15 protein-coding genes and 1 tRNA gene are annotated in these 19836 nt (G+C 31.8%); 8 read left to right on the forward strand and 8 right to left on the reverse strand.

Going from position 1 to position 19836, the window contains the following annotated elements; genetic code table 11:
• Positions 1–54: 54 nt before the first annotated feature.
• From HQN62_RS11395 to HQN62_RS11405, 3 genes are all read left to right on the forward strand, one after another.
• Positions 55–534, forward strand: a complete 480-nt coding sequence (locus HQN62_RS11395) for an Lrp/AsnC family transcriptional regulator (protein WP_024981770.1) — start codon at positions 55–57, stop codon at positions 532–534.
• A gap of 97 nt (positions 535–631) precedes the next feature.
• Positions 632–3217 carry a phosphoenolpyruvate carboxylase gene (locus HQN62_RS11400; RefSeq protein ID WP_173504441.1) on the forward strand — a complete coding sequence of 862 codons (2586 nt, stop codon included), beginning with the start codon at positions 632–634 and terminating at the stop codon, positions 3215–3217.
• A gap of 48 nt (positions 3218–3265) precedes the next feature.
• Positions 3266–3781 carry a DinB family protein gene (locus HQN62_RS11405; protein WP_116798212.1) on the forward strand — a complete coding sequence of 172 codons (516 nt, stop codon included), beginning with the start codon at positions 3266–3268 and terminating at the stop codon, positions 3779–3781.
• 17 nt (positions 3782–3798) lie between these two features.
• On the opposite strand, the gene HQN62_RS11410 is transcribed toward HQN62_RS11405, so the two are convergent.
• The 7 genes from HQN62_RS11410 to aroB all read right to left on the reverse strand — a co-directional run bounded on the left by HQN62_RS11410 (position 3799) and on the right by aroB (position 11038).
• Positions 3799–4278 carry a DNA-deoxyinosine glycosylase gene (locus tag HQN62_RS11410; RefSeq protein WP_116798211.1) on the reverse strand — a complete coding sequence of 160 codons (480 nt, stop codon included), beginning with the start codon at positions 4276–4278 and terminating at the stop codon, positions 3799–3801.
• Between the two features lie 122 nt (positions 4279–4400).
• A complete protein-coding gene (gene recQ / locus HQN62_RS11415) occupies positions 4401–6707 on the reverse strand; it encodes a DNA helicase RecQ (protein WP_173504442.1) in 2307 nt (768 codons plus the stop codon).
• 87 nt (positions 6708–6794) lie between these two features.
• Positions 6795–7190, reverse strand: a complete 396-nt coding sequence (locus HQN62_RS11420) for a DNA primase (protein ID WP_116798209.1) — start codon at positions 7188–7190, stop codon at positions 6795–6797.
• 9 nt (positions 7191–7199) lie between these two features.
• A complete protein-coding gene (locus HQN62_RS11425) occupies positions 7200–8171 on the reverse strand; it encodes a deoxyhypusine synthase family protein (protein WP_173504443.1) in 972 nt (323 codons plus the stop codon).
• 110 nt (positions 8172–8281) lie between these two features.
• Complete coding sequence (locus HQN62_RS11430; protein WP_173504444.1) at positions 8282–9679, reverse strand: type III PLP-dependent enzyme domain-containing protein; 1398 nt, start codon at positions 9677–9679, stop codon at positions 8282–8284.
• Positions 9680–9733: 54 nt separating this feature from the next.
• Positions 9734–9913, reverse strand: coding sequence for a hypothetical protein (locus HQN62_RS11435; protein ID WP_111411426.1), 180 nt, complete (start codon positions 9911–9913; stop codon positions 9734–9736).
• A gap of 57 nt (positions 9914–9970) precedes the next feature.
• Entirely contained in the window at positions 9971–11038 is a 1068-nt protein-coding gene (gene aroB, locus HQN62_RS11440) for a 3-dehydroquinate synthase (protein WP_173504445.1), read from the reverse strand.
• Between the two features lie 93 nt (positions 11039–11131).
• On the opposite strand from aroB, the gene HQN62_RS11445 reads away from it, so the two are divergent.
• The gene (locus HQN62_RS11445; RefSeq protein WP_173504446.1) at positions 11132–12301 is read left to right on the forward strand and encodes a proline dehydrogenase family protein; all 1170 of its coding nucleotides are present in this window, start codon (positions 11132–11134) and stop codon (positions 12299–12301) included.
• A gap of 77 nt (positions 12302–12378) precedes the next feature.
• On the opposite strand, the gene HQN62_RS11450 is transcribed toward HQN62_RS11445, so the two are convergent.
• A complete protein-coding gene (locus HQN62_RS11450; protein ID WP_173504447.1) occupies positions 12379–14166 on the reverse strand; it encodes an ABC transporter ATP-binding protein in 1788 nt (595 codons plus the stop codon).
• A gap of 185 nt (positions 14167–14351) precedes the next feature.
• Here HQN62_RS11450 and HQN62_RS11455 point away from each other — a divergent pair.
• From HQN62_RS11455 to HQN62_RS11470, 4 genes are all read left to right on the forward strand, one after another.
• Positions 14352–14426: transfer RNA gene (locus HQN62_RS11455), tRNA-Val, on the forward strand.
• Between the two features lie 576 nt (positions 14427–15002).
• Positions 15003–15788 carry a type IV toxin-antitoxin system AbiEi family antitoxin gene (locus HQN62_RS11460; protein ID WP_173504448.1) on the forward strand — a complete coding sequence of 262 codons (786 nt, stop codon included), beginning with the start codon at positions 15003–15005 and terminating at the stop codon, positions 15786–15788.
• Positions 15779–16729, forward strand: coding sequence for a nucleotidyl transferase AbiEii/AbiGii toxin family protein (locus tag HQN62_RS11465; protein WP_254454434.1), 951 nt, complete (start codon positions 15779–15781; stop codon positions 16727–16729). The genes HQN62_RS11460 and HQN62_RS11465 overlap by 10 nt, the downstream gene beginning before the upstream one ends.
• Positions 16730–16782: 53 nt before the next feature.
• The gene (locus HQN62_RS11470) at positions 16783–19782 is read left to right on the forward strand and encodes a DEAD/DEAH box helicase (RefSeq protein ID WP_173504449.1); all 3000 of its coding nucleotides are present in this window, start codon (positions 16783–16785) and stop codon (positions 19780–19782) included.
• Positions 19783–19836: the final 54 nt, after the last annotated feature.

Genomic DNA, 19836 nt, shown 5'->3' on the forward strand with positions numbered 1-19836 from the left:
TTTATTTATAAATTTAACTTTTTTAGTATCAAATAACCATATAATAAAAGAATTATGAGTAAATTTCGTTTAGATGAAGTAGATCACCAGATTTTAGATATGTTGATAGACAACACAAGAGTTCCGTTTACAGACATTGCAAAAAAATTATTGATTTCAGCTGGAACGGTTCATGTAAGAGTAAAAAAAATGGAAGATGCCGGTATCATTATGGGATCCTCATTAGTCCTTGATTATGATAAATTAGGATACTCATTTATTGCTTATGTAGGTGTTTTTCTTAATAATACTTCTCAAACAAAATTTGTCTTAGAGCGTATTAATGAAATTCCTTTTGTGACTGTTGCTTCTGTAACTACAGGTAAATTCAATATATTTTGCAAAATCAGAGCAAAGGACACTAAGCATGCCAAAGATGTTATTTTTATGATAGACGATATCGAAGGAGTATATAGAACCGAAACTATGATCTCACTTGAGGAGAGTATAAATGATAAGAAGCGTTTGATGCACACCATTTTTAAGGAAATGTAAAAAAATCTTGAATGCTATATTATAAAATATAACCTCAAGTGTAATCTTGGGGTTTTTTTATGCCAAATTAACCAACCATTAAACTAATAGTATAATTATGTATACGTTGCCAAAAATAGAACGTTTTAATCAAAATGTTTTATCGAAATACCATATTTACAATAGTGTATTTATAACATTACCCTTTGATTCTGTTGATAATACGGGGGTTTTGTTGCCTATATTCACGGAACTTTGCGATAATGGATTTAAAAAACAAGAAACTCCAAAAGAAATTTTTGATTTCTTTTCAGATAAATATTTGACTAGCGCGACCGAAAAGGATAAGATTAATCTGATGTTTCATTTTATACAATATATTGAACGCCAAATTGTTTTATTTGATGCTATTGAAGATGCTGCATTTCCAGTGGTAAACAATATGGAAGGAAGAGGCTCGCTTCGTGATATCAAAGAGAAATCGGATGTAAGGGATAATAAAGAAGAACTGATTCATTTTCTTGAGAATTTTAATGTTCGTACCGTTTTAACTGCACACCCAACTCAATTTTACCCTGGGCCAGTTTTAGGAATCATAAATGATTTGACAGAAGCAATACGAAATAATAATTTATTGGAAATAAAACAGTTACTTGCACAATTAGGAAAAACTCCTTTTATTCAAAATGAGAAACCAAATCCTTTTGATGAAGCGGTAAGTTTAATTTGGTATCTAGAAAATGTTTTTTACAACACTTCTGGCGAAATGGTGCATTATCTGCAAAAAAACGTTTTTGAAGGAGAGTCCATAAATAATCAATTAATTAAACTTGGGTTTTGGCCAGGAGGAGATCGTGATGGAAATCCATTTGTTACAACTGAAATTACTTTAAAAGTAGCAGAGCGATTGAGAACTTCTATTTTAAAATGTTATTATATTGAGATACGAAATCTAAAGAGAAAACTTACTTTCCCAGTTGTGGATTCTTTAGTAATGGAGCTGGAGCAAAAATTGTATCGTTCTGTTTTTTATTCTAAAGGAGAAATTTTTATTACACTTGAAGAGTTCAAAACACAATTAAATAAAATAAAGACTATTATAATTGAGCAACATCAATCACTTTATGTAGATCAAATTGATGCTTTGCTTATTCGACTGAATTTATTTGGTTTTCATTTCGCAACTTTGGATATCAGACAAAACAGTAAAATCCATCAAAGTGTTTTTTATGATATCGTAGATTATTATTCTAAATCCAAAACAAATATTTTTCCAGCTAATTATTTTCAATTAACTGAAGATGAAAAAATTGAAATTTTATCATCTGTAAAAGGAAATTTAGATCCTGCCGATTTTGAAAACGAAATGACAAGATCCACAGTCGAATCAATTCAAGCTATCAAAACGATTCAGGAAAATAATGGCGAATTTGGTGCAAACCGTTATATTATCAGTAATAATGAGAGCGCACTTAATGTGATGGAAACTTTTGCGTTATTCAAATTATGCAATTGGGAAAATGCTACCGTAGATATTATTCCGCTTTTTGAATCTGTTGATGATTTGCAAAATGCACACTTGGTAATGGAAAAATTATACACCAATGCTGAGTATGCCAAACATTTAATAAATAGAAATAACAAGCAAACGATTATGCTTGGTTTTTCTGACGGTACAAAAGATGGTGGATATTTGATGGCGAATTGGAGTATCTATAAAGCCAAAGAAGCATTAACTGAAATTTCCAGAAAATATGGAATTCACGCAATTTTCTTTGATGGACGTGGTGGACCTCCAGCACGTGGTGGTGGAAAAACACATAAATTTTACGCATCGCTAGGTCCAAATATTGAAAACAACGAAATTCAAATTACAATTCAAGGACAAACAATTAGTTCAAATTTTGGAACATTGGATTCTTGTCGCTATAACTTGGAAAACCTTTTGAGTGCAGGTGTTGCCAATCAAGTTTTCAATCAAGGTCAAAATGAATTGTCAGTTGAAGAAAAAGAAATTTTGGATCAAATGGCCGATTTGGGATATAATAAATATTTAAATTTCAAAAATCATCCTAAATTTATTCCTTATTTGGAACAAATGAGTACTTTGAAATATTATGCAAAAACCAATATTGGAAGCAGACCTTCTAAAAGAAGTAAGTCTGAAACTCTTGATTTTGCTGACTTAAGAGCAATTCCATTTGTGGGTTCTTGGAGTCAATTGAAACAAAATGTACCAGGTTTTTTTGGAGTGGGTTCTGCTTTGAAACATTTTGAAGATACCAATCAATGGGAAAAAGCTCAGAATTTATACAATAATTCACTATTCTTTAGAACATTATTGGAAAACAGTATGATGTCATTGGCAAAATCATTTTTTCCTTTAACTGCTTATATGAGTAAGGATCCTGAATTTGGAGCTTTTTGGCAAATTATCTATGATGAATTTTTGGAAACAAAAAGATTATTATTGAAAATTGCAGGTCATACAGAACTGATGGAAAACTATCCTGATGGTATAGCCTCTATTCAAATGAGAGAGCGTATTGTCTTGCCTTTGTTGACTATACAACAATATGCTTTGTTGAAAATTAATGAATTGAACAAAGAAGAGAACCCAGATTTAAACCTAATAAAAGTGTATGAAAAAATTGTGACTCGATCACTTTTCGGAAATACAAACGCAAGTAGGAATTCAGCATAATTTGAATATAAAATTTATTATTTTTAATTCTTAAAAAAAAACTATCATATGAGATCTGATCAATTGCCGGTAAATGAATATTCAAAATTCAACGCGACTTACATAAACGCTCTTGAGAATGTTGAATTATTTGAAGAATTAGAAATTAGTTTACATGACTTTATCAAATTTGTTCAAAATATTCCATTGGATAAATTTGATTACAGTTATGCCGAAGGAAAATGGACGATTAAAGAAATTATTCAGCATATCATTGATGCTGAAAGGATATTTGCATATCGTGCACTTCGAATTTCCAGAAATGATAAAACGCCATTGCCGGGATTTGAAGAAAATGATTATGTTGACAATACCGATGCCAAAAGCAGAAGTATTCAAGAATTATTAACTGAGTTTTCGACGGTAAGACATTCCAACTTGCTAATGTTCAAAAGTTTTTCTGACGAACAATTGAGAAGAATTGGAATTGCTTCAGAAAATGAAGTTTCAGTGAGAGCTTTAGGATTTTTAATTATTGGTCACATGAAACATCACCAAAAAGTATTCGCAGAAAGATATTTGTAAATTTTAAACAAATAGTTTCATTTAAAACAGCTTGACCAAATTTTTAACTTATTCTCAAAAGTCATTGTATTTGCAGGACTTGTAGAAGGCATTACATAATACGTAATGCCTTTTATTTGTCCAAAACTTTTATAAAAAAAGGCATGGCTTTGTTTTCCGTTAAAGACAATTTTGTTGATTTTAGGAAATTTTTCAAACAAAGCAAAAAAATCATTTTCTTTTTGATTTTTGATATGAATGTCCAAACTCCCTTTTCTTTCACAATTTTCCAAAACATCCCAAAGTCCAATTTTGTTAGATTGAAGAATTTTGACTTTCTCGTCAAAATTTTCAGGAATTGGCAATGCATCACAAATTGTACATATTATTTTCCAAAAATGATTCCTTGGATTCCCATAATATTCCTGTTTGGCAAGAGAGACTGAACCAGGCATAGTTCCCAAAATTAATAATTCGGTATTTGAATCTACAAAATAGGGGAAAGAAGATATTGTCATAAATTAAGAAGCTACATTTTCTTTTTCGAATATAGCCAAACACATTCTGAATTTATCGTATGAAATTTGTTCTTCGAAAAATTCTAAATTTGAATTTGTATTCATTTGGTTATTCTTATTTTTTATTTCAAACCGATTTTTTTTAATCTAGAATTTATCGATCCCTGATTTCTGCCAAATAGTATAGCTAACTCGTTTACTTTCTTACCTTCATTATACAAAAGCTCAAGTTTTAAATCTTCCTCTGTACTCCATTTTTTATAGGCTTCAGAATGTTCTAATCTTATATCTTTTACAGAATATGCTTTTTCGTTATTGAAGTTTTCTACATTTTCTTTTTCGAGTATGGCCAAACCAACTCTGATTCTATCATATGAGATTTTCTCTTCAAAAAAATCAAAATAAGGTTTCAAAGCAGTTGGTGATTCGAGTTTAATTTTTGCTTTTGCAATTTTTGCGATTTCTTGCTCATTTATAAAAACACTCAAATCTATCGGATGACCATCACTGTATAATTTTGCTAAATGTGAAAATATGGTAGGCGTACCTAATTTTCTTTTAATTGCAATTTCTTCAACTGTCATTCCGCTTTGAAACATTTCCAAAGTTTCTTTATAAGTTGTATTTACTTTTTTAGCCCTAACCTTTTTAATTTTTTCAAATTCAATAATAGCTTTTATAAATACATCACCATATTTTTCCAATTTTGCTTTTCCAACTCCATCAATAGCAAGAAATTCGGAATCACTCATTGGTCGCTGAATTTCTAATTGCTTTAAAGTGGCATCATTAAAAATTATGTAAGCAGGAACTTCTTCTTCTTTAGCAATTTCCGAACGTAGCTTTCTAAGAAATTCAAAAAGCGAATTTGTTGTAGATTTTGTTTTCGTAGTTTTAATATCAACTGCCTCAGCTTTCATTTTTTGCACTGTTGTCAATTGAACTTTTTCCCCATCAAACAAAACCTTTTTTGCGAAAGGTGTTAATTTTATTTTATTCTGTTGGTGAAAGGCAATTTCGCAATATCCTAAATTTATTAATTGTATTAAATATTGATTCCAATCATACCAAGAAATATCTGCACCAACTCCATAGGTTTTTAAATTTTGATACCCTTTGTCATAAATGGAAGTATTTTTTGAACCTCTCAAAAAATCTACAATCACTGGTAAAGCTTCAGATTCCTGCAAACGAATTATTGCAGACAATGCTTTTTGGGCAATTATGGTTCCGTCAAAAAATGCTGGAGGATTTTTGCAAATATCACAGTTTCCGCAATTTTCGGAAACCAATTCTCCAAAATAGGAAAGTAATATTTTTCTGCGACAACTCAATGCATCAGCATATTGTTTCATTCTTTCAAGTTTAGCCAATTGAACATCTGCATTCAATCCTTCGGAAGCAAATTTTTGCAACTGAATCACATCACCGTAACTTTCGAACAAAACGGTTTCAGATGGCAATCCATCTCGACCCGCTCTTCCAATTTCTTGATAGTAACCTTCAATATTTTTTGGTAAATTATAATGAATTACCCAACGAACATTTGATTTATCAATTCCCATTCCAAAAGCAATCGTAGCACAAACCACTTGACATTCATCGTTGATAAATTGATCTTGGGTTTTTGAACGTATTTTATTATCCAATCCTGCATGATACGCTTTTGCTTTAATTCCAGTTTTTTGCAATTTTTCAGCTAGTTCTTCTGTAGTCTTTCTACTTAGGCAATATACTATACCTGATTCATTTGGTTTGTTTTTTATAAAATCAATAATTTGTTTGACGCGATCCAAAGCCGGCCTAACTTCCAAGCTTAAATTTTTTCTATCAAAAGAAGCTACAAAAGTTTTAGGATTATTTAAATTTAGTTGATCGCAGATGTCAGTACGCGTAGCTTTATCGGCAGTTGCGGTCAATGCCAGGATTGGAGTAGAAGGGAAGCGGTTTTTGAGATATCCCAAATTGGTATAAGCAGGACGAAAATCATGACCCCAAGCTGAAATACAATGTGCTTCATCGATAGCAATTAAACTCACAACTATTTGACTGAATGCATTTTCCAAAAAAGACAGACTCTCTGGTGCAACATAAACCAACTTGACTTTATTGTCTTTCAAATTTTGAATATGTAATTGCTGCTCATCTGGAGACTGGCTGCTATTGATAAAACAAGCATCTATTCCATTGGCTTTCAGGCTGTCAACCTGGTCTTTCATCAAGGCTATTAAGGGGGAAATAACTATGGTTGTTCCCGGTAATACTAAAGCGGGGAGTTGGAAACATATTGATTTTCCTCCTCCAGTTGGCATAATTGCCAAAGTATCGTTTCCGGAAAGGATACAATTGATAATTTCTTCTTGATTGGGTCTGAATTTTTCAAACCCAAAATTTTCTTTTAATTTGGCGTGTAAATTTTCTGTAGTCATTTTGGCGTATATTTTTAGGAACATAAATCTAATAAAAAAAGGAACTCGAAATAGAGTCCCTTTTATTTTTTTTATAAAATCATAGAATTAATCTTCGTCATCATCATCTTCTTCGTCGGCAATATCTTTATCATCACCATCTTCATCGTCGTCATCACCGTCAACATCTGGTTTGTCAAGATTTTCATCTTCCTCATCGTCATCTGCATCATCAACATCCAATTCTAAACCGCTGATTGGTTCTACAACATCATCAATTTCATCATCTTCGTCAAAATTTCCAATTCTGTCAGCCAATTTAGTACTTACTTTTACTAAATATATAGTATCTTCTGTTCTCACTTCGACAGCCTCAATCAATTCGTTTTTAGCATTTCTAAATCGAATGATGTCGGAATCATCATAACCATCAGGAAATTTTTCGACCAAAAGATTTAAAATTTCATTGGTCAATTTGGCGTAATCAACTATTATTCTTTTCATAAATAATTATTATAAATCTAACAAATATGCAAAAATTAATGGAGCCACAATAGTAGCATCAGACTCAATAATGAATTTAGGAGTATTGATATCCAATTTACCCCACGTAATTTTTTCATTAGGAACTGCTCCGGAATATGAACCGTAACTAGTTGTAGAATCTGAAATTTGACAGAAATAACTCCAAAATGGGATATCATGCATTTCCATATCTTGATATAACATTGGCACTACACATATTGGAAAATCACCGGCAATACCTCCTCCAATTTGAAAGAAACCAACACCATTAGTACTGTTTTTTGGATACCAATCTGATAAGAAAACCATGTATTCAATACCAGATTTCATGGTAGAAGCTTTCAAATCTCCTTTAATAACATAAGATGCGAAAATATTCCCCATTGTACTATCTTCCCAACCTGGTACGATAATTGGCAGATTTTTCTCGGCAGCAGCATACATCCAACTGTCTTTTAAGTCAATTTCGTAATACTCTTCCAAAACACCGGAAAGTAACATTTTGTACATGAACTCATGAGGAAAATATCTTTCTCCTTTGTCATCAGCATCTTTCCAAATTTTATAAATGTGTTTTTGAAGACGGCGAAATGCTTCGTGTTCCGGAATACAGGTATCAGTAACTCTATTCAATCCTCTTTCCAATAAATCCCATTCGTCTTGTGGAGTCAAATCACGATAATTTGGCACTCTCTCATAATGAGAATGTGCTACCAAATTCATGATATCTTCTTCAAGATTGGCTCCTGTACAAGAAATAATTTGAACTTTATCTTGACGAATTATTTCGGCAAAAATCTTTCCAATTTCGGCTGTACTCATTGCACCTGCCATACTTACCATCATTTTTGCACCATTGGCTAATTGCTGTTCGTATCCCTTTGCAGCGTCAACTAAGGATGCAGAATTGAAATGCAAATAATGCTTTTCAATAAACTGACTGATTGGTCCTTTACTCATTTTCTTTTTTTTGTTTTTTATTTAATGTTCAAAAGGTTATTTGAGATTTGGATGTTACAAATAAAAGAAATTTATAAATATCAAATTTCCTGAATCCCAATTTTTATTCATTATTTATTATAACCTAATATTTTTAGTACATCTTCGGCTGTTTGTTGTTCAGAAAACACTTCGGTTGCCAATATTCCATTCTCATCACGGTCTATTAAAATGTGTTTTGGCTGTGGTATCAAACAGTGATGCAAACCACCATATCCACCAATAGTTTCCTGATAAGCTCCCGTATTGAAAAAACCTAAATATAGTGGTTTTTCTTTATTGTATTTTGGCAGATAAATAGCATTCATGTTTTGTTCTGAATTGTAATAATCATCACTATCACAAGTCATTCCACCCAATAAAACTCTTTCGTATGTTTCATTCCATCTGTTGATGGCCAACATAATAAAACGTTTGTTTATTGCCCAAGTATCAGGTAATGTAGTGATAAAAGAAGAATCAATCATGTTCCACTTTTCTCTGTCATTTTGTTGTTTTTGATACAATACTTGATAGATTGCACCACCACTTTCTCCAACTGTGAACGAACCAAATTCAGTAAAAATATTTGGCACATCTACTTCCGCTTCGTCGCAGGCAATTTTAATTTGATTGATAATTTCATCAATCATATATTGGTAATCATATTCGAATGCCAATGAATTTTTGATAGGGAAACCACCACCAATATTCAAACCATCAAGAGTAGGGCATTCTTTTTTCAAAGCAACATATACCTTGATACATTTTACAAGTTCATTCCAGTAATAAGCGTTGTCATTGATACCTGTATTAATAAAAAAGTGCAACATTTTAAGTTCCAAATTTTTATTCTCTTTAATTTCTTTCTTGTAAAAAGGAACAATGTTTTTGTATCCGATTCCTAATCTTGATGTATAAAACTCAAATTTAGGTTCCTCTTCGGCAGCAATACGGATTCCAATTTTGAATTTTCCGTTTATTTGTGCCTGCAACAAATCCAATTCCTCATAATTATCAATAATCGGAATAGTGTTTTTGTGACCATTATTGATCAATCTTGCAATGTTATCAATGTATTGATCTCTTTTGAAACCATTACAAATGATATAGGTGCTTTTATTGATTTTTCCTTTTTCTAATAAATTTTCAACGATATTAATGTCAAAGGCAGAAGAGGTTTCAATGTGAATATTATTTTTGAATGCCTCATTCATAATATATTCAAAATGAGAACTTTTCGTGCAATAGCAATAGTAATACTTTGCCTCGTATTTGTTCTTCTCCATCGATTTACGAAACCAGCTTTTGGCTTTGTTGATGTTGTTTGAAATTTGCGGCAAATAGGTAAACTTTAAAGGCGTACCATAAGTTTCAACCAATTTCATCAAATCGATATTATGAAATTGAAGATTGTCCTTGTTTAATTTAAATTCTTCCTGAGGAAAGTAATATGTTTGGTTTATTAAATCGGAATATTTTGTATTCATTTGTTCTGTAGAGTTTTATATTAATTGCATTTGAAAAATAGAATTAATAGAAATTCAAACTCTAATGTTGGCATAGATAATCTGAAGTTTATCATAATCGGCCTTGAAATATTGAAACACATCAAAACTAAAATTTCCTTTTATACCATAAAACCGTTTCAATAAGCTCAAGAAAGACCTATTGTTACCGTTCCTTTTGGTAGAAAATGATTTAGTATTTTGTTTTTTATTCATTGGCGCAAATGTAAAAAATAAAACAGACGCAAAGCAATCCTTTTTATTAAAAAATAGCTAAGATTTGTAATCCTGAAAAGCGTTTCGAATTAATTCGTTTTCAACAGATTGGTTAATTTTTATTTTTCCGATACCTTCGATCAATGCAAATTGTATCATGCCGTATTCGTTTTTTTTGTCGTGGATCAACAGTTCCAAGATAGGATCAATATCATTTTCTTCAAAAACTATATCATCATATATTGATTTTAATGTTGTTTTTATTTCATTATATTCCTCTCGTGTGATTAATTTTTTATGCAATGAAATGTAACTTTCTAAAATCATCCCCACCGCAATGGCTTCTCCGTGTAACAAGGTAGTTTTGTTTTTATTTTCTAAAAAATAACTTTCGATAGCATGTCCTAATGTATGACCGAAATTTAAAGATTTTCGAATATTTTGTTCCGTTGGGTCTTGCATCACAATGATGTTCTTAATTTCAACTGAACGATGTATAAGCGCATCTAAATGATCGAAGTCAATTGCCTTTAAATCTAAAAAAAATTCCCAATAGTCTTTATCAAAAATCAATCCGTGTTTCAACATTTCGGCAAGTCCAGAACGCATTTCATTTTGTGGAACTGTTTCTAAATATCGTGTATCAATCAACACCATTTTTGGCGTATTGATAACACCAATTTGGTTTTTTAAATTCCCCAAGTCCACACCGTTTTTACCACCTACAGATGCATCCACCATAGACAACAATGTTGTTGGAATATGAATAAAATCAACTCCTCTTTTAAAAGTAGAAGCCACAAATCCCCCCAAATCGGTAACAACTCCACCACCTATATTTATAATCAATGTTTTTCTGTCAGCACCTAGTTCTGTTAAGACATTCCAGATTTCGATACAGGTTTCAATATTTTTATTAATTTCTCCAGCTTCAAATTCTATTATTTCTATAGTCAAATCCGTTTCCAGCAAAGGAAGGAATTTAGACAAACAATACTCATTTGTATTGGTATCGGCAATTATAAATAAGTTTGAATATTTGTTCTCTTTTAAGTGTTGGTTTAGTTTTTCATATCCAATTTCGTTGAAATGAACAGGATAATTATTAGCTTGAATAGATTGCATGATTTTAATTTAATTGAAACCGCAAAATAAGGTAAATTTTGCTAATAATAATCGCTTACTCTCTTTATATTTGCATAAAAAATATAACAAAAAATGAATAATATTTTTGATAACACACAAATTGCATTTGCACTAAAAAGTGATACAGAACTCGACAGAGCTTATTTCCTTTTCAAATTAATCAATAGCCAACCTTTAGTACGCATAGGAACAGCAGTAACCAATTTTGCTATAAAAGCAAATCTTCCCGTTGAAAGCCTTATCCGTGCTACAGTTTTTGATCATTTTTGTGGTGGTGTAAATGAAGATGACTGCCTATCGGTAGTTGATAAAATGTATACCAAAGGAGTTTCTTCCGTACTGGATTATTCAGTTGAAGGTAAAGAAGAGGAAAATCAATTCGATGCAGCTTTGGAAATGACCTTAAAAACGATTGAATTTGCAAAAGAGCGTAAAGCAATTCCTTTTGCAGTTTTTAAACCTACTGGTTTAGGTCGTTTGGATTTATATGAAAAAGTTGGAGAAAAACAAACTTTATCGCCAGAAGAAAAATCAGAATGGGATAGAGTAGTGACCCGTTTTGATCAAGTATGTAGCGAAGCGCATAAAAAGAATGTAGCCTTGTTGATTGATGCCGAAGAAAGCTGGATGCAAGATGCAGCCGATGACTTGGTTACCGAAATGATGCGCAAATATAACAAAGAAAAAGTAATCGTATTCAACACACTTCAAATGTACCGTTGGGACCGTTTGGATTATTTGAAAAAATTACATGAGCAAGCGAAAACCGAAGGATTTTTTATTGGAATGAAATTGGTTCGTGGTGCTTATATGGAAAAAGAAAATCTTCGCGCTGAAGAAAAAGGATATCCAACACCAATATGTGTTTCCAAAGAAGCTTCTGATATCAATTATGATGCAGCTGTCCTTTATATGGCAGAACATTTAGATACAATGTCTATTTTTGCAGGAACTCATAATGAAGAGAGTACTTACAAATTAATGGAGTTGATGAAAACTAAAGGAATTCCATCTAATGATGACAGAATTTGGTTCGGGCAATTATATGGAATGAGCGATAACATCAGCTATAACTTGGCAGCAAATGGATATAATATTGCTAAATATTTGCCATTTGGACCTGTAAAAGACGTTATGCCATACTTAATTCGTCGTGCGGAAGAAAATACATCTGTAGCCGGACAAACTAGTCGCGAGCTTTCTATGATCAAAGCAGAACGCAATAGAAGAAAAGGGAAATAAAATTCAATTTATCTTTCATAAAAAAAATCCATTTGTCGAAAAAACAAATGGATTTTTTATGCAATTTTATCTTGAAACTAAGAATTACTGAACTGTAAATTACTTAGGTTTTTATACAAACCATTTTCTAAGTTAATTAATTCTTGATGCGTTCCTTGCTCGCTGATTTTTCCATTGTCAAGTACCAAAATCTGATCGGCAGAACGAATTGTAGAAAGACGGTGTGCAATAATGATACTTGTTCTTCCTTCCATCAAAATTTCCAGAGCTTCCTGAACTAATTTTTCACTTTCGCTATCCAAAGAAGATGTTGCTTCGTCCAAAATCAATATGGATGGATTTTTTAATAACGCACGAGCAATCGCAATTCGTTGTCTTTGACCACCTGAAAGTTTAATTCCTCTTTCTCCAACCACAGTTTCAAATTTCTCAGGGAAACTTTCTATAAATACATAGGCATTTGCTTGTTTGGCTGCCAAAATAATTTCCTCATCGGTAGCATTTGGTTTACCGTAAGCGATATTTTCCTTTATCGTACCTCCAAAAAGAATAACATCCTGAGGTACAATACTCATATTTCCGCGGAGATTCTCTAAATCATAATCGTAAATATTTTTTCCGTCGATTAGAATTTCGCCACTCTCAATATCATAAAAACGCAATAATAAAGAGGCAATTGTTGATTTTCCCATTCCGCTTGGTCCAACAAGAGCTATTTTTTGCCCAAAATTTGCAGTGAAATTAATATCTTTCAAAACTTGAACTTCTTTTCTGGATGGATAGCTAAAGGCAACATTATTGAAAGTCACTTCACCTTTTATTTTATTAATGGAAGGAATATGTATGTTTGAATTGATTTTTTCAGGTGTTTCATCCAATAGTTCAAAAACTCTTTCGGTGGCACCAATTGCTTTTTGCATTTGTGCATATAACTCGGCAATTCCTCCTGATGAAGCGCCTACATAACTTGAGTATAATATAAAGGTAAACAATTGTCCAACCGTAATTTCGCCGGCAATACTCAATTGCACACCATACCAAACAACAGCCACAATCGTTCCAAACAAACAGATAATAATAAAGGAAGCAAAGAAACCTCTAAACTGCCCTCCTTTAATCCCCATTTTCACTACTTCCTTTATTTTTTCCTTATAACGGGCAATCTCATACCATTCATTAGCGAAAGCCTTAACTATACTGATTCCTTGCATTGTTTCTTCAACAACCACTTGACTTTCGGCTACCTGATCTTGTACTTTTTTAGAATATTTTCGAATAAATCTTCCAAAAATAACGGCAGCAACTCCAACCAATGGCACAACTGAAACCATCATAATGGTCAATTTGATATTGATACTGGCCAGCATCGCAAAACTTCCGATAATTAATATGAATTGTCTTAAAAACTCGGCTATCGTTGTAGTTAAAGTATCTTGAATCTGGGTAATATCGTTACTGATCCGGCTATTCAATTCTCCAACACGTTTTTGGGAGAAAAACGACATTGGCAATTTAACCAAGTTGGTATATAAAGCCAAACGAACATTAGCCAATGTATTTTCGGTAAAATTTACAAATAAAGAAAGTCTAAAAAAGGAAAATAATGATTGTAATAGCAACACCAATCCTAAGCCTAAAGCTATTTCATTTGCCAAATGGGCATCTTTCTTATTAACACAATCTACAAGCATTCCCATAAATTTAGGAAAAGCTAGGGCAGTAACGCTAGTAAGTAGTAAAAACACCAATCCAACATAAAATTTCCATTTGTGATTGTTGGCATATTTGAAAATCAGGATAGCTTTTTGCAGAGAACTCGCAGTAATTTTTGATTTTGGTAAATCATTTTCTTGATATCGGGCCATTGTATTTGTTTTATCATACAAATGTAAGGCTATAAGAAGATGATAACCAAAAAAAATATAGAGATTCAACATTCAATAAAATACTGTTTATGAGTAACTAAAGAAAAACGAAGTAATTTTTATTCTATTTTTTTAAAATTTTGCTTGCAATTACGAGTTCTAGTTGTATATTTGCACACGCAATAGGGCGATTAGCTCAGCTGGTTCAGAGCACCTCGTTTACACCGAGGGGGTCGGGGGTTCGAACCCCTCATCGCCCACATAAAAGACAAACAAAGCCACTGGATGACAGTGGCTTTGTTTTTTTTCAAAACTTTTAAGTCTATTTGTTGACACTAGTCTTAAAAATAGGATTAAGCATAAAACTTGGAAACATATTTTTTTTAACATTCTCAATTTTTAAAATATTCTTTTATAGTTTCAAAAAAAGTCAAAACAGGTATTAAGTGTTCGACTGTGAACCTGATACACCATAATTTAAAAACCTCCAAAGTCATTTGATATTGGAGTTTTTTTTTGTTCGAAAATTTATTTTCCTTTTTCGGCTCCTCCATCATGCCCCAAAGTTTCTTTACTGAAAATGCCATTCGAACCTTAAGGGATCATTGAAAAATAATGTTGGATAAGCAACTAAAAATTTGTGAATCCTTTTGAATTAAATTACAATGACGAATCTACAAACTACGTTTATAATAAAAATGACAATAATTACAAAGTTTAATAAAATTATAAATAACGGCGATAATCGCCGTTATTATTGTATTTTGCAAATAAAATAATTTATATTATATTTGCATAACGGCGATTAACGCCGTAATTAGCAAAACTTTTAAATTATGGCTGTAAATGTAATGCGAAGAAAAGAGTTGTACGAAATAATGCCCGAGGGTTTAGTAACCACTCATAAGTGGCTTACGGAAAACAACTTAACCCGTCACGCAATAGACAATTTGGTAAAAAGTAACCAACTAGAATCCATAAGTAAGGGCGTTTATGTTAGAAATGCCAGTAAAATATCTTGGCAGTCAGTAGTTTTCTCTTTGCAGTCAATCTTGAAAACAGATTTTGTTGTAGGTGGTTTAACTGCACTTGAAATACAGGGATTATCACATTACTTGTCATTATCAGAATATAAAATAGTGCATTTATTTGGAAATGATGTACTACCTGAATGGATTACAAATTTAGATTTGAATGTAAAATTTGTAAGACATACTACCAACAGTTTATTTGCCAAAAAATTAGAAGAAAACAAACTATTACAACCTTTTACAGTAGAGAGAGATTGGGATAATGACAATAGAAAACTGATCATATCTTCACCAGAAAGGGCATATTTAGAAGTGTTATTAGACGTGCCACAAAAAATAACTTTTGAACACGCTGATCAATTAATGCAGGGGCTAACAACATTATCGCCTAGAAATCTCCAAAAAAACCTGGAATGCTGTCAAAATGTGAAAGTAAAACGGCTTTTCTTTTGGTTTGCAGACCGTCAAAATTATGTTTGGTTGAGTAAAATAAATCGAGAAAACATAACATTAGGTTCTGGAAACAGAATGCTGATAAAAGGTGGAAAATTAGATAATAAATATAAAATAACAGTTCCAGAATGGCTATAGATGCAAACAATATATACCGCAGACAAGTACAACTTTTAGTTCGTGTTCTACCGTTAGTGGACACCGAAAAATGTTTTGCGCTAAAAGGAGGAACAGCAATTAATTTATTTTACAGAGCACTTCCTCGTCTTTCGGTTGACATCGATTTACTATACATACCAATGGATGATCGAGAAACAGCTTTGATAAATATTAGAGCAGCTTTATCAAGAATAAGTAAATCGATTCAGCAAAAAATACCTGGAAGTAAAGTACAAGATGCTCACGAACAAAGCGATGCACTACGCTTAATTGTAAGTCAAGGAGAAGTACGCATTAAAGTAGAATTATCTCCGGTAATCAGAGGAACGGTTTTTCCAGAAGAAAGAATGGAAGTTATAGAAGAAGTAGAAAGAGAATTTGGATATGTAGAAATGCAAGTAGCATCACTTCCCGATTTATATGCGGGTAAATTATGTGCTGCTTTAGACAGACAACATCCGAGAGATTTATTTGATGTAAAATTTCTTCTCGAAAACGAAGGGCTAACAGATAATTTACGAAAAACATTCTTAATATTTCTAATAAGTCATCAAAGACCAATGTCAGAACTATTAGCTCCAAATCGAAAAGATATTACTGAAATTTATGAAACAGAGTTTAAACAAATGGCTGAAGTAGATGTTCCTCTAGAACAATTGGAAGAAGCTAGAGAAAATCTAATTCACCAAATCAATTTTCAAATGACAGACAATGAAAAGAGATTTCTTTTGTCATTCAAAAACAAAACTCCTGATTGGGATTTACTTGAAATGGAAAATGTTTCCGTAATTGCTAACCTTCCTTCTGTGCTTTGGAAAATGATAAATCTTGAAAAGATGCCCACTCAAAAGCACAAAGAAGCATTTGATAAATTGCAACATATATTATATCCAACACACAAAAATGGTCTGCAGATCTAGCAATTAATTCACTTTTGATTTCTTTAAAAATAAATTTTTGAATAATATAAACTATGCAATCAAACCCCATAAATAACATTGAACTATTTAAATCTGTTTTTACAGGAAGAGAAGATGTGTTTGCTGTTCGATGGGAAAAAGGAAGCAAAAGTGGCTATATGCCAGCCTATTTATATGACCCATACCGTTACCGAGTTCATAAAATGAATGGTGGCACTTTTCAAAATTATTTGGATAAGGAGCATTTACTACTTTCTGAAAGGGAAATTGAAAAACACTTAAACGGCGAACAGCATATTGGAATTTATCCGCTGCTTAAAGACAATACTTCTTGGTTTATTGTTGCCGATTTTGATAAAGTTGATTGGTTAGAAGACTGCAAAAAATTTATAAATGCTTGTAATGAAAAGGGAATTCCTGCCTATTTGGAACTTTCTCGTTCGGGTAAAGGCGGTCATGTTTGGATATTTTTTGAACAACCTTATCCAGCGATAAAAAGCAGAAAGATTTTCATTTCAATTTTAGAGCAAACAGGAGTTTTTTCTTTATTTGACAAGAGCTCCAGCTTTGACAGAATGTTTCCCAATCAGGATTTTTTGTCCGGAAAAGGATTTGGCAATTTGATAGCTCTTCCGTTATATAAGAAAACCTACGAACAAGGAAACAGTTGTTTTATTGATGTGGAAAGTCTAGAACCAATTCCGAATCAATGGGATTTTATAAAGAATATTCAAAAAATTTCGAGAATAAAACTTGATGAACTACATCAAATTTATAATGCACAACAAGATATTCCTACTTCAATTGTTTCAAAATCACAAAATGAAAAATTAACTATAAGATTAGCAAACGACATAAAAATTAATCGCTCTGCCATTTCAACTCCACTAATCAACTTTCTAAAAGAAGAATTGAATTTTCTGAATACGGAATTTTTAGTCAAAAAGAAGATTGGAAAAAATACTTTTGGGACAGAACGTTATTTTAAACTAGTTGAAGAAACGGAAAACGAAGTAATCATTCCTCGAGGTTTTATTGGTAAAATAATTCGATTTTGTAGAGATAACAAAATTGAATATGATTTCAAGGATGAAAGGAGAAAATTAAAAGAAGTTTCATTTTTATTCAATACACAACTCCTAAGACATCAGCAAATAGTGATTAATGCGATTGAAAAAAAAGATTTAGGAATTATTGTGGCACCGCCGGGTTCAGGAAAAACTATTGTTGGGCTAAAAATTATTGCAGATAAAAAACAACCAGCATTAATCATCACTCATCGCAAACAAATTGCCGACCAATGGATTGAAAGAATTGAAACTTTTCTTGGAATTCCAAAAAATGAAATTGGAAAAATAGGTCAAGGTAAAACCAAAATCGGTAAGCAAATAACTGTTGCTATGATTCAGAGTTTATCAAAAGAATTAGATAAACCTGATACCGGAAAAATTTTGAATGCTTTCGGAACTATCATTGTGGACGAATGTCATCATATCCCTGCTGAAACATTTAGAAATGCAATTTCAAAATTACAAACCTTTTATTTATATGGCTTAACAGCAACGCCATTTCGAAAATACAATGACAGTAAACTTATTTTTATTCATTTAGGCGAAGTAATTGCTGAAATAAAATCAAACGAAATAAGCACATCTAAAAGACCAAAAATTATCATTCGCAACACTGAACTTGATGTGCCATTCAACTCAAAAACAGACAAATTTGAAACTTTATCAAAAATTCTGGTTCACGATTCTACTCGAAACAAATCAATTCTTGAAGATGTGATTAATGAATTGAAATTTGACAAAAAAGTTGTTATTATTACAGAACGTAAAGAACATATTGACTCGCTAAATCAATATTTAAAACAATCTTACGAAGTGATCACTTTAAGTGGTGAAGATTCTGAAAGTGCCAAAAACTCAAAATGGAAATTACTAAAGGAAGGAAATTATCAAGTATTAATCACCACTGGGCAATTCTTTGGTGAAGGAACTGATTTGCAAAACACCAATTGTCTATTTCTTGTTTATCCTTTTTCTTTTGAAGGTAAATTAATTCAATACATCGGTAGAGTCCAACGATCGGAAATAGCTCCAACTATTTACGATTATCGAGACATCAAGATTGATTACTTAAACAAAATGTTTCTGAAGAGAAATACCTATTACAGAAAAATAGATAAACTAGCTACCTTATTTGATGAACCCGAAGAGGAAATTGCTGTTTCAAAAGATTCTTTCATAATTGATCAAAAAATAAAGGTTTCTTTTGAAAAACTTGAATTTAGATACGGAAGTATTGCTTTTAAACACAATGTACCTGAAATTAAAACAGAACTTGAATTTGATATTGAAAATCTTGAAATTAGGCCGGAATTTGAAGTTTTAAAAGATTATTTCTCTAAGACACTCAAAATTAAAAACATTACTGCTATAATTCACGCTGAATTTGAAAACGGAAAATTGATTTCACAATTGGCACTATCCAATGATCTAGAAAAAATAACTCAAAAATTGATTGAAGGGGTGAAGTTTAAATTCATTGCGAAGGCATTCTTAGGCAAAACAAACACAATAGGTCAAGAAAACTTGCTTGATATTAATCAATTGCAGAATGAAAACAATCAAAAATTATATGATTCTGGAGATGAATTATTGAATGATTTTTTGCGGAATCAAAATTACAAACACCAAATACATTTACAATATTTAGCCAAGCATCACGAGAGAACTATTCTTAAAATCCGATTTGTTTTGAATCCATTTTCATTTGTTTTCCTTCTAGCGGGAAAAACGGGATTTCATATTGTTTTAGAAACCTTAAATACAGAAGAAGCAACCTATATTTGGCATTTTTACAAAGACAGACAATTTATTCCCGATATATTAAAGCAGATTGACAACTACCTAAATACCATTAGAAATAACGGCAGACAAGCTTTTATAGAAAATCCGCCTGATAATTTCAGTAAAGTACTTCACGATTATTCCACGGATAGAAAAGGTTTTATCATTTGGAAAAATTTAATTGAAGAAAGGCTAACATAAAAGTCACACAGGTCAGGTCATAGACAGGATGTCTAGATCATATCAAAGGCATAT

This window comes from Flavobacterium sp. M31R6, from assembly GCF_013284035.1.
GTDB lineage: Bacteria > Bacteroidota > Bacteroidia > Flavobacteriales > Flavobacteriaceae > Flavobacterium.

Coding starts and splice junctions, on each gene's coding strand:
- HQN62_RS11460 (WP_173504448.1), top strand. CDS start 15,003: ATGGCTGTAAATGTAATGCGAAGAAAAGAGTTGTACGAAATAATGCCC.
- HQN62_RS11435 (WP_111411426.1), bottom strand. CDS start 9,913: ATGAATAAAAAACAAAATACTAAATCATTTTCTACCAAAAGGAACGGT.
- HQN62_RS11430 (WP_173504444.1), bottom strand. CDS start 9,679: ATGAATACAAAATATTCCGATTTAATAAACCAAACATATTACTTTCCT.
- HQN62_RS11410 (WP_116798211.1), bottom strand. CDS start 4,278: ATGACAATATCTTCTTTCCCCTATTTTGTAGATTCAAATACCGAATTA.
- HQN62_RS11405 (WP_116798212.1), top strand. CDS start 3,266: ATGAGATCTGATCAATTGCCGGTAAATGAATATTCAAAATTCAACGCG.
- HQN62_RS11465 (WP_254454434.1), top strand. CDS start 15,779: ATGGCTATAGATGCAAACAATATATACCGCAGACAAGTACAACTTTTA.
- HQN62_RS11395 (WP_024981770.1), top strand. CDS start 55: ATGAGTAAATTTCGTTTAGATGAAGTAGATCACCAGATTTTAGATATG.
- HQN62_RS11445 (WP_173504446.1), top strand. CDS start 11,132: ATGAATAATATTTTTGATAACACACAAATTGCATTTGCACTAAAAAGT.
- recQ (WP_173504442.1), bottom strand. CDS start 6,707: ATGACTACAGAAAATTTACACGCCAAATTAAAAGAAAATTTTGGGTTT.
- HQN62_RS11420 (WP_116798209.1), bottom strand. CDS start 7,190: ATGAAAAGAATAATAGTTGATTACGCCAAATTGACCAATGAAATTTTA.
- HQN62_RS11450 (WP_173504447.1), bottom strand. CDS start 14,166: ATGGCCCGATATCAAGAAAATGATTTACCAAAATCAAAAATTACTGCG.
- HQN62_RS11470 (WP_173504449.1), top strand. CDS start 16,783: ATGCAATCAAACCCCATAAATAACATTGAACTATTTAAATCTGTTTTT.
- HQN62_RS11425 (WP_173504443.1), bottom strand. CDS start 8,171: ATGAGTAAAGGACCAATCAGTCAGTTTATTGAAAAGCATTATTTGCAT.
- aroB (WP_173504445.1), bottom strand. CDS start 11,038: ATGCAATCTATTCAAGCTAATAATTATCCTGTTCATTTCAACGAAATT.
- HQN62_RS11400 (WP_173504441.1), top strand. CDS start 632: ATGTATACGTTGCCAAAAATAGAACGTTTTAATCAAAATGTTTTATCG.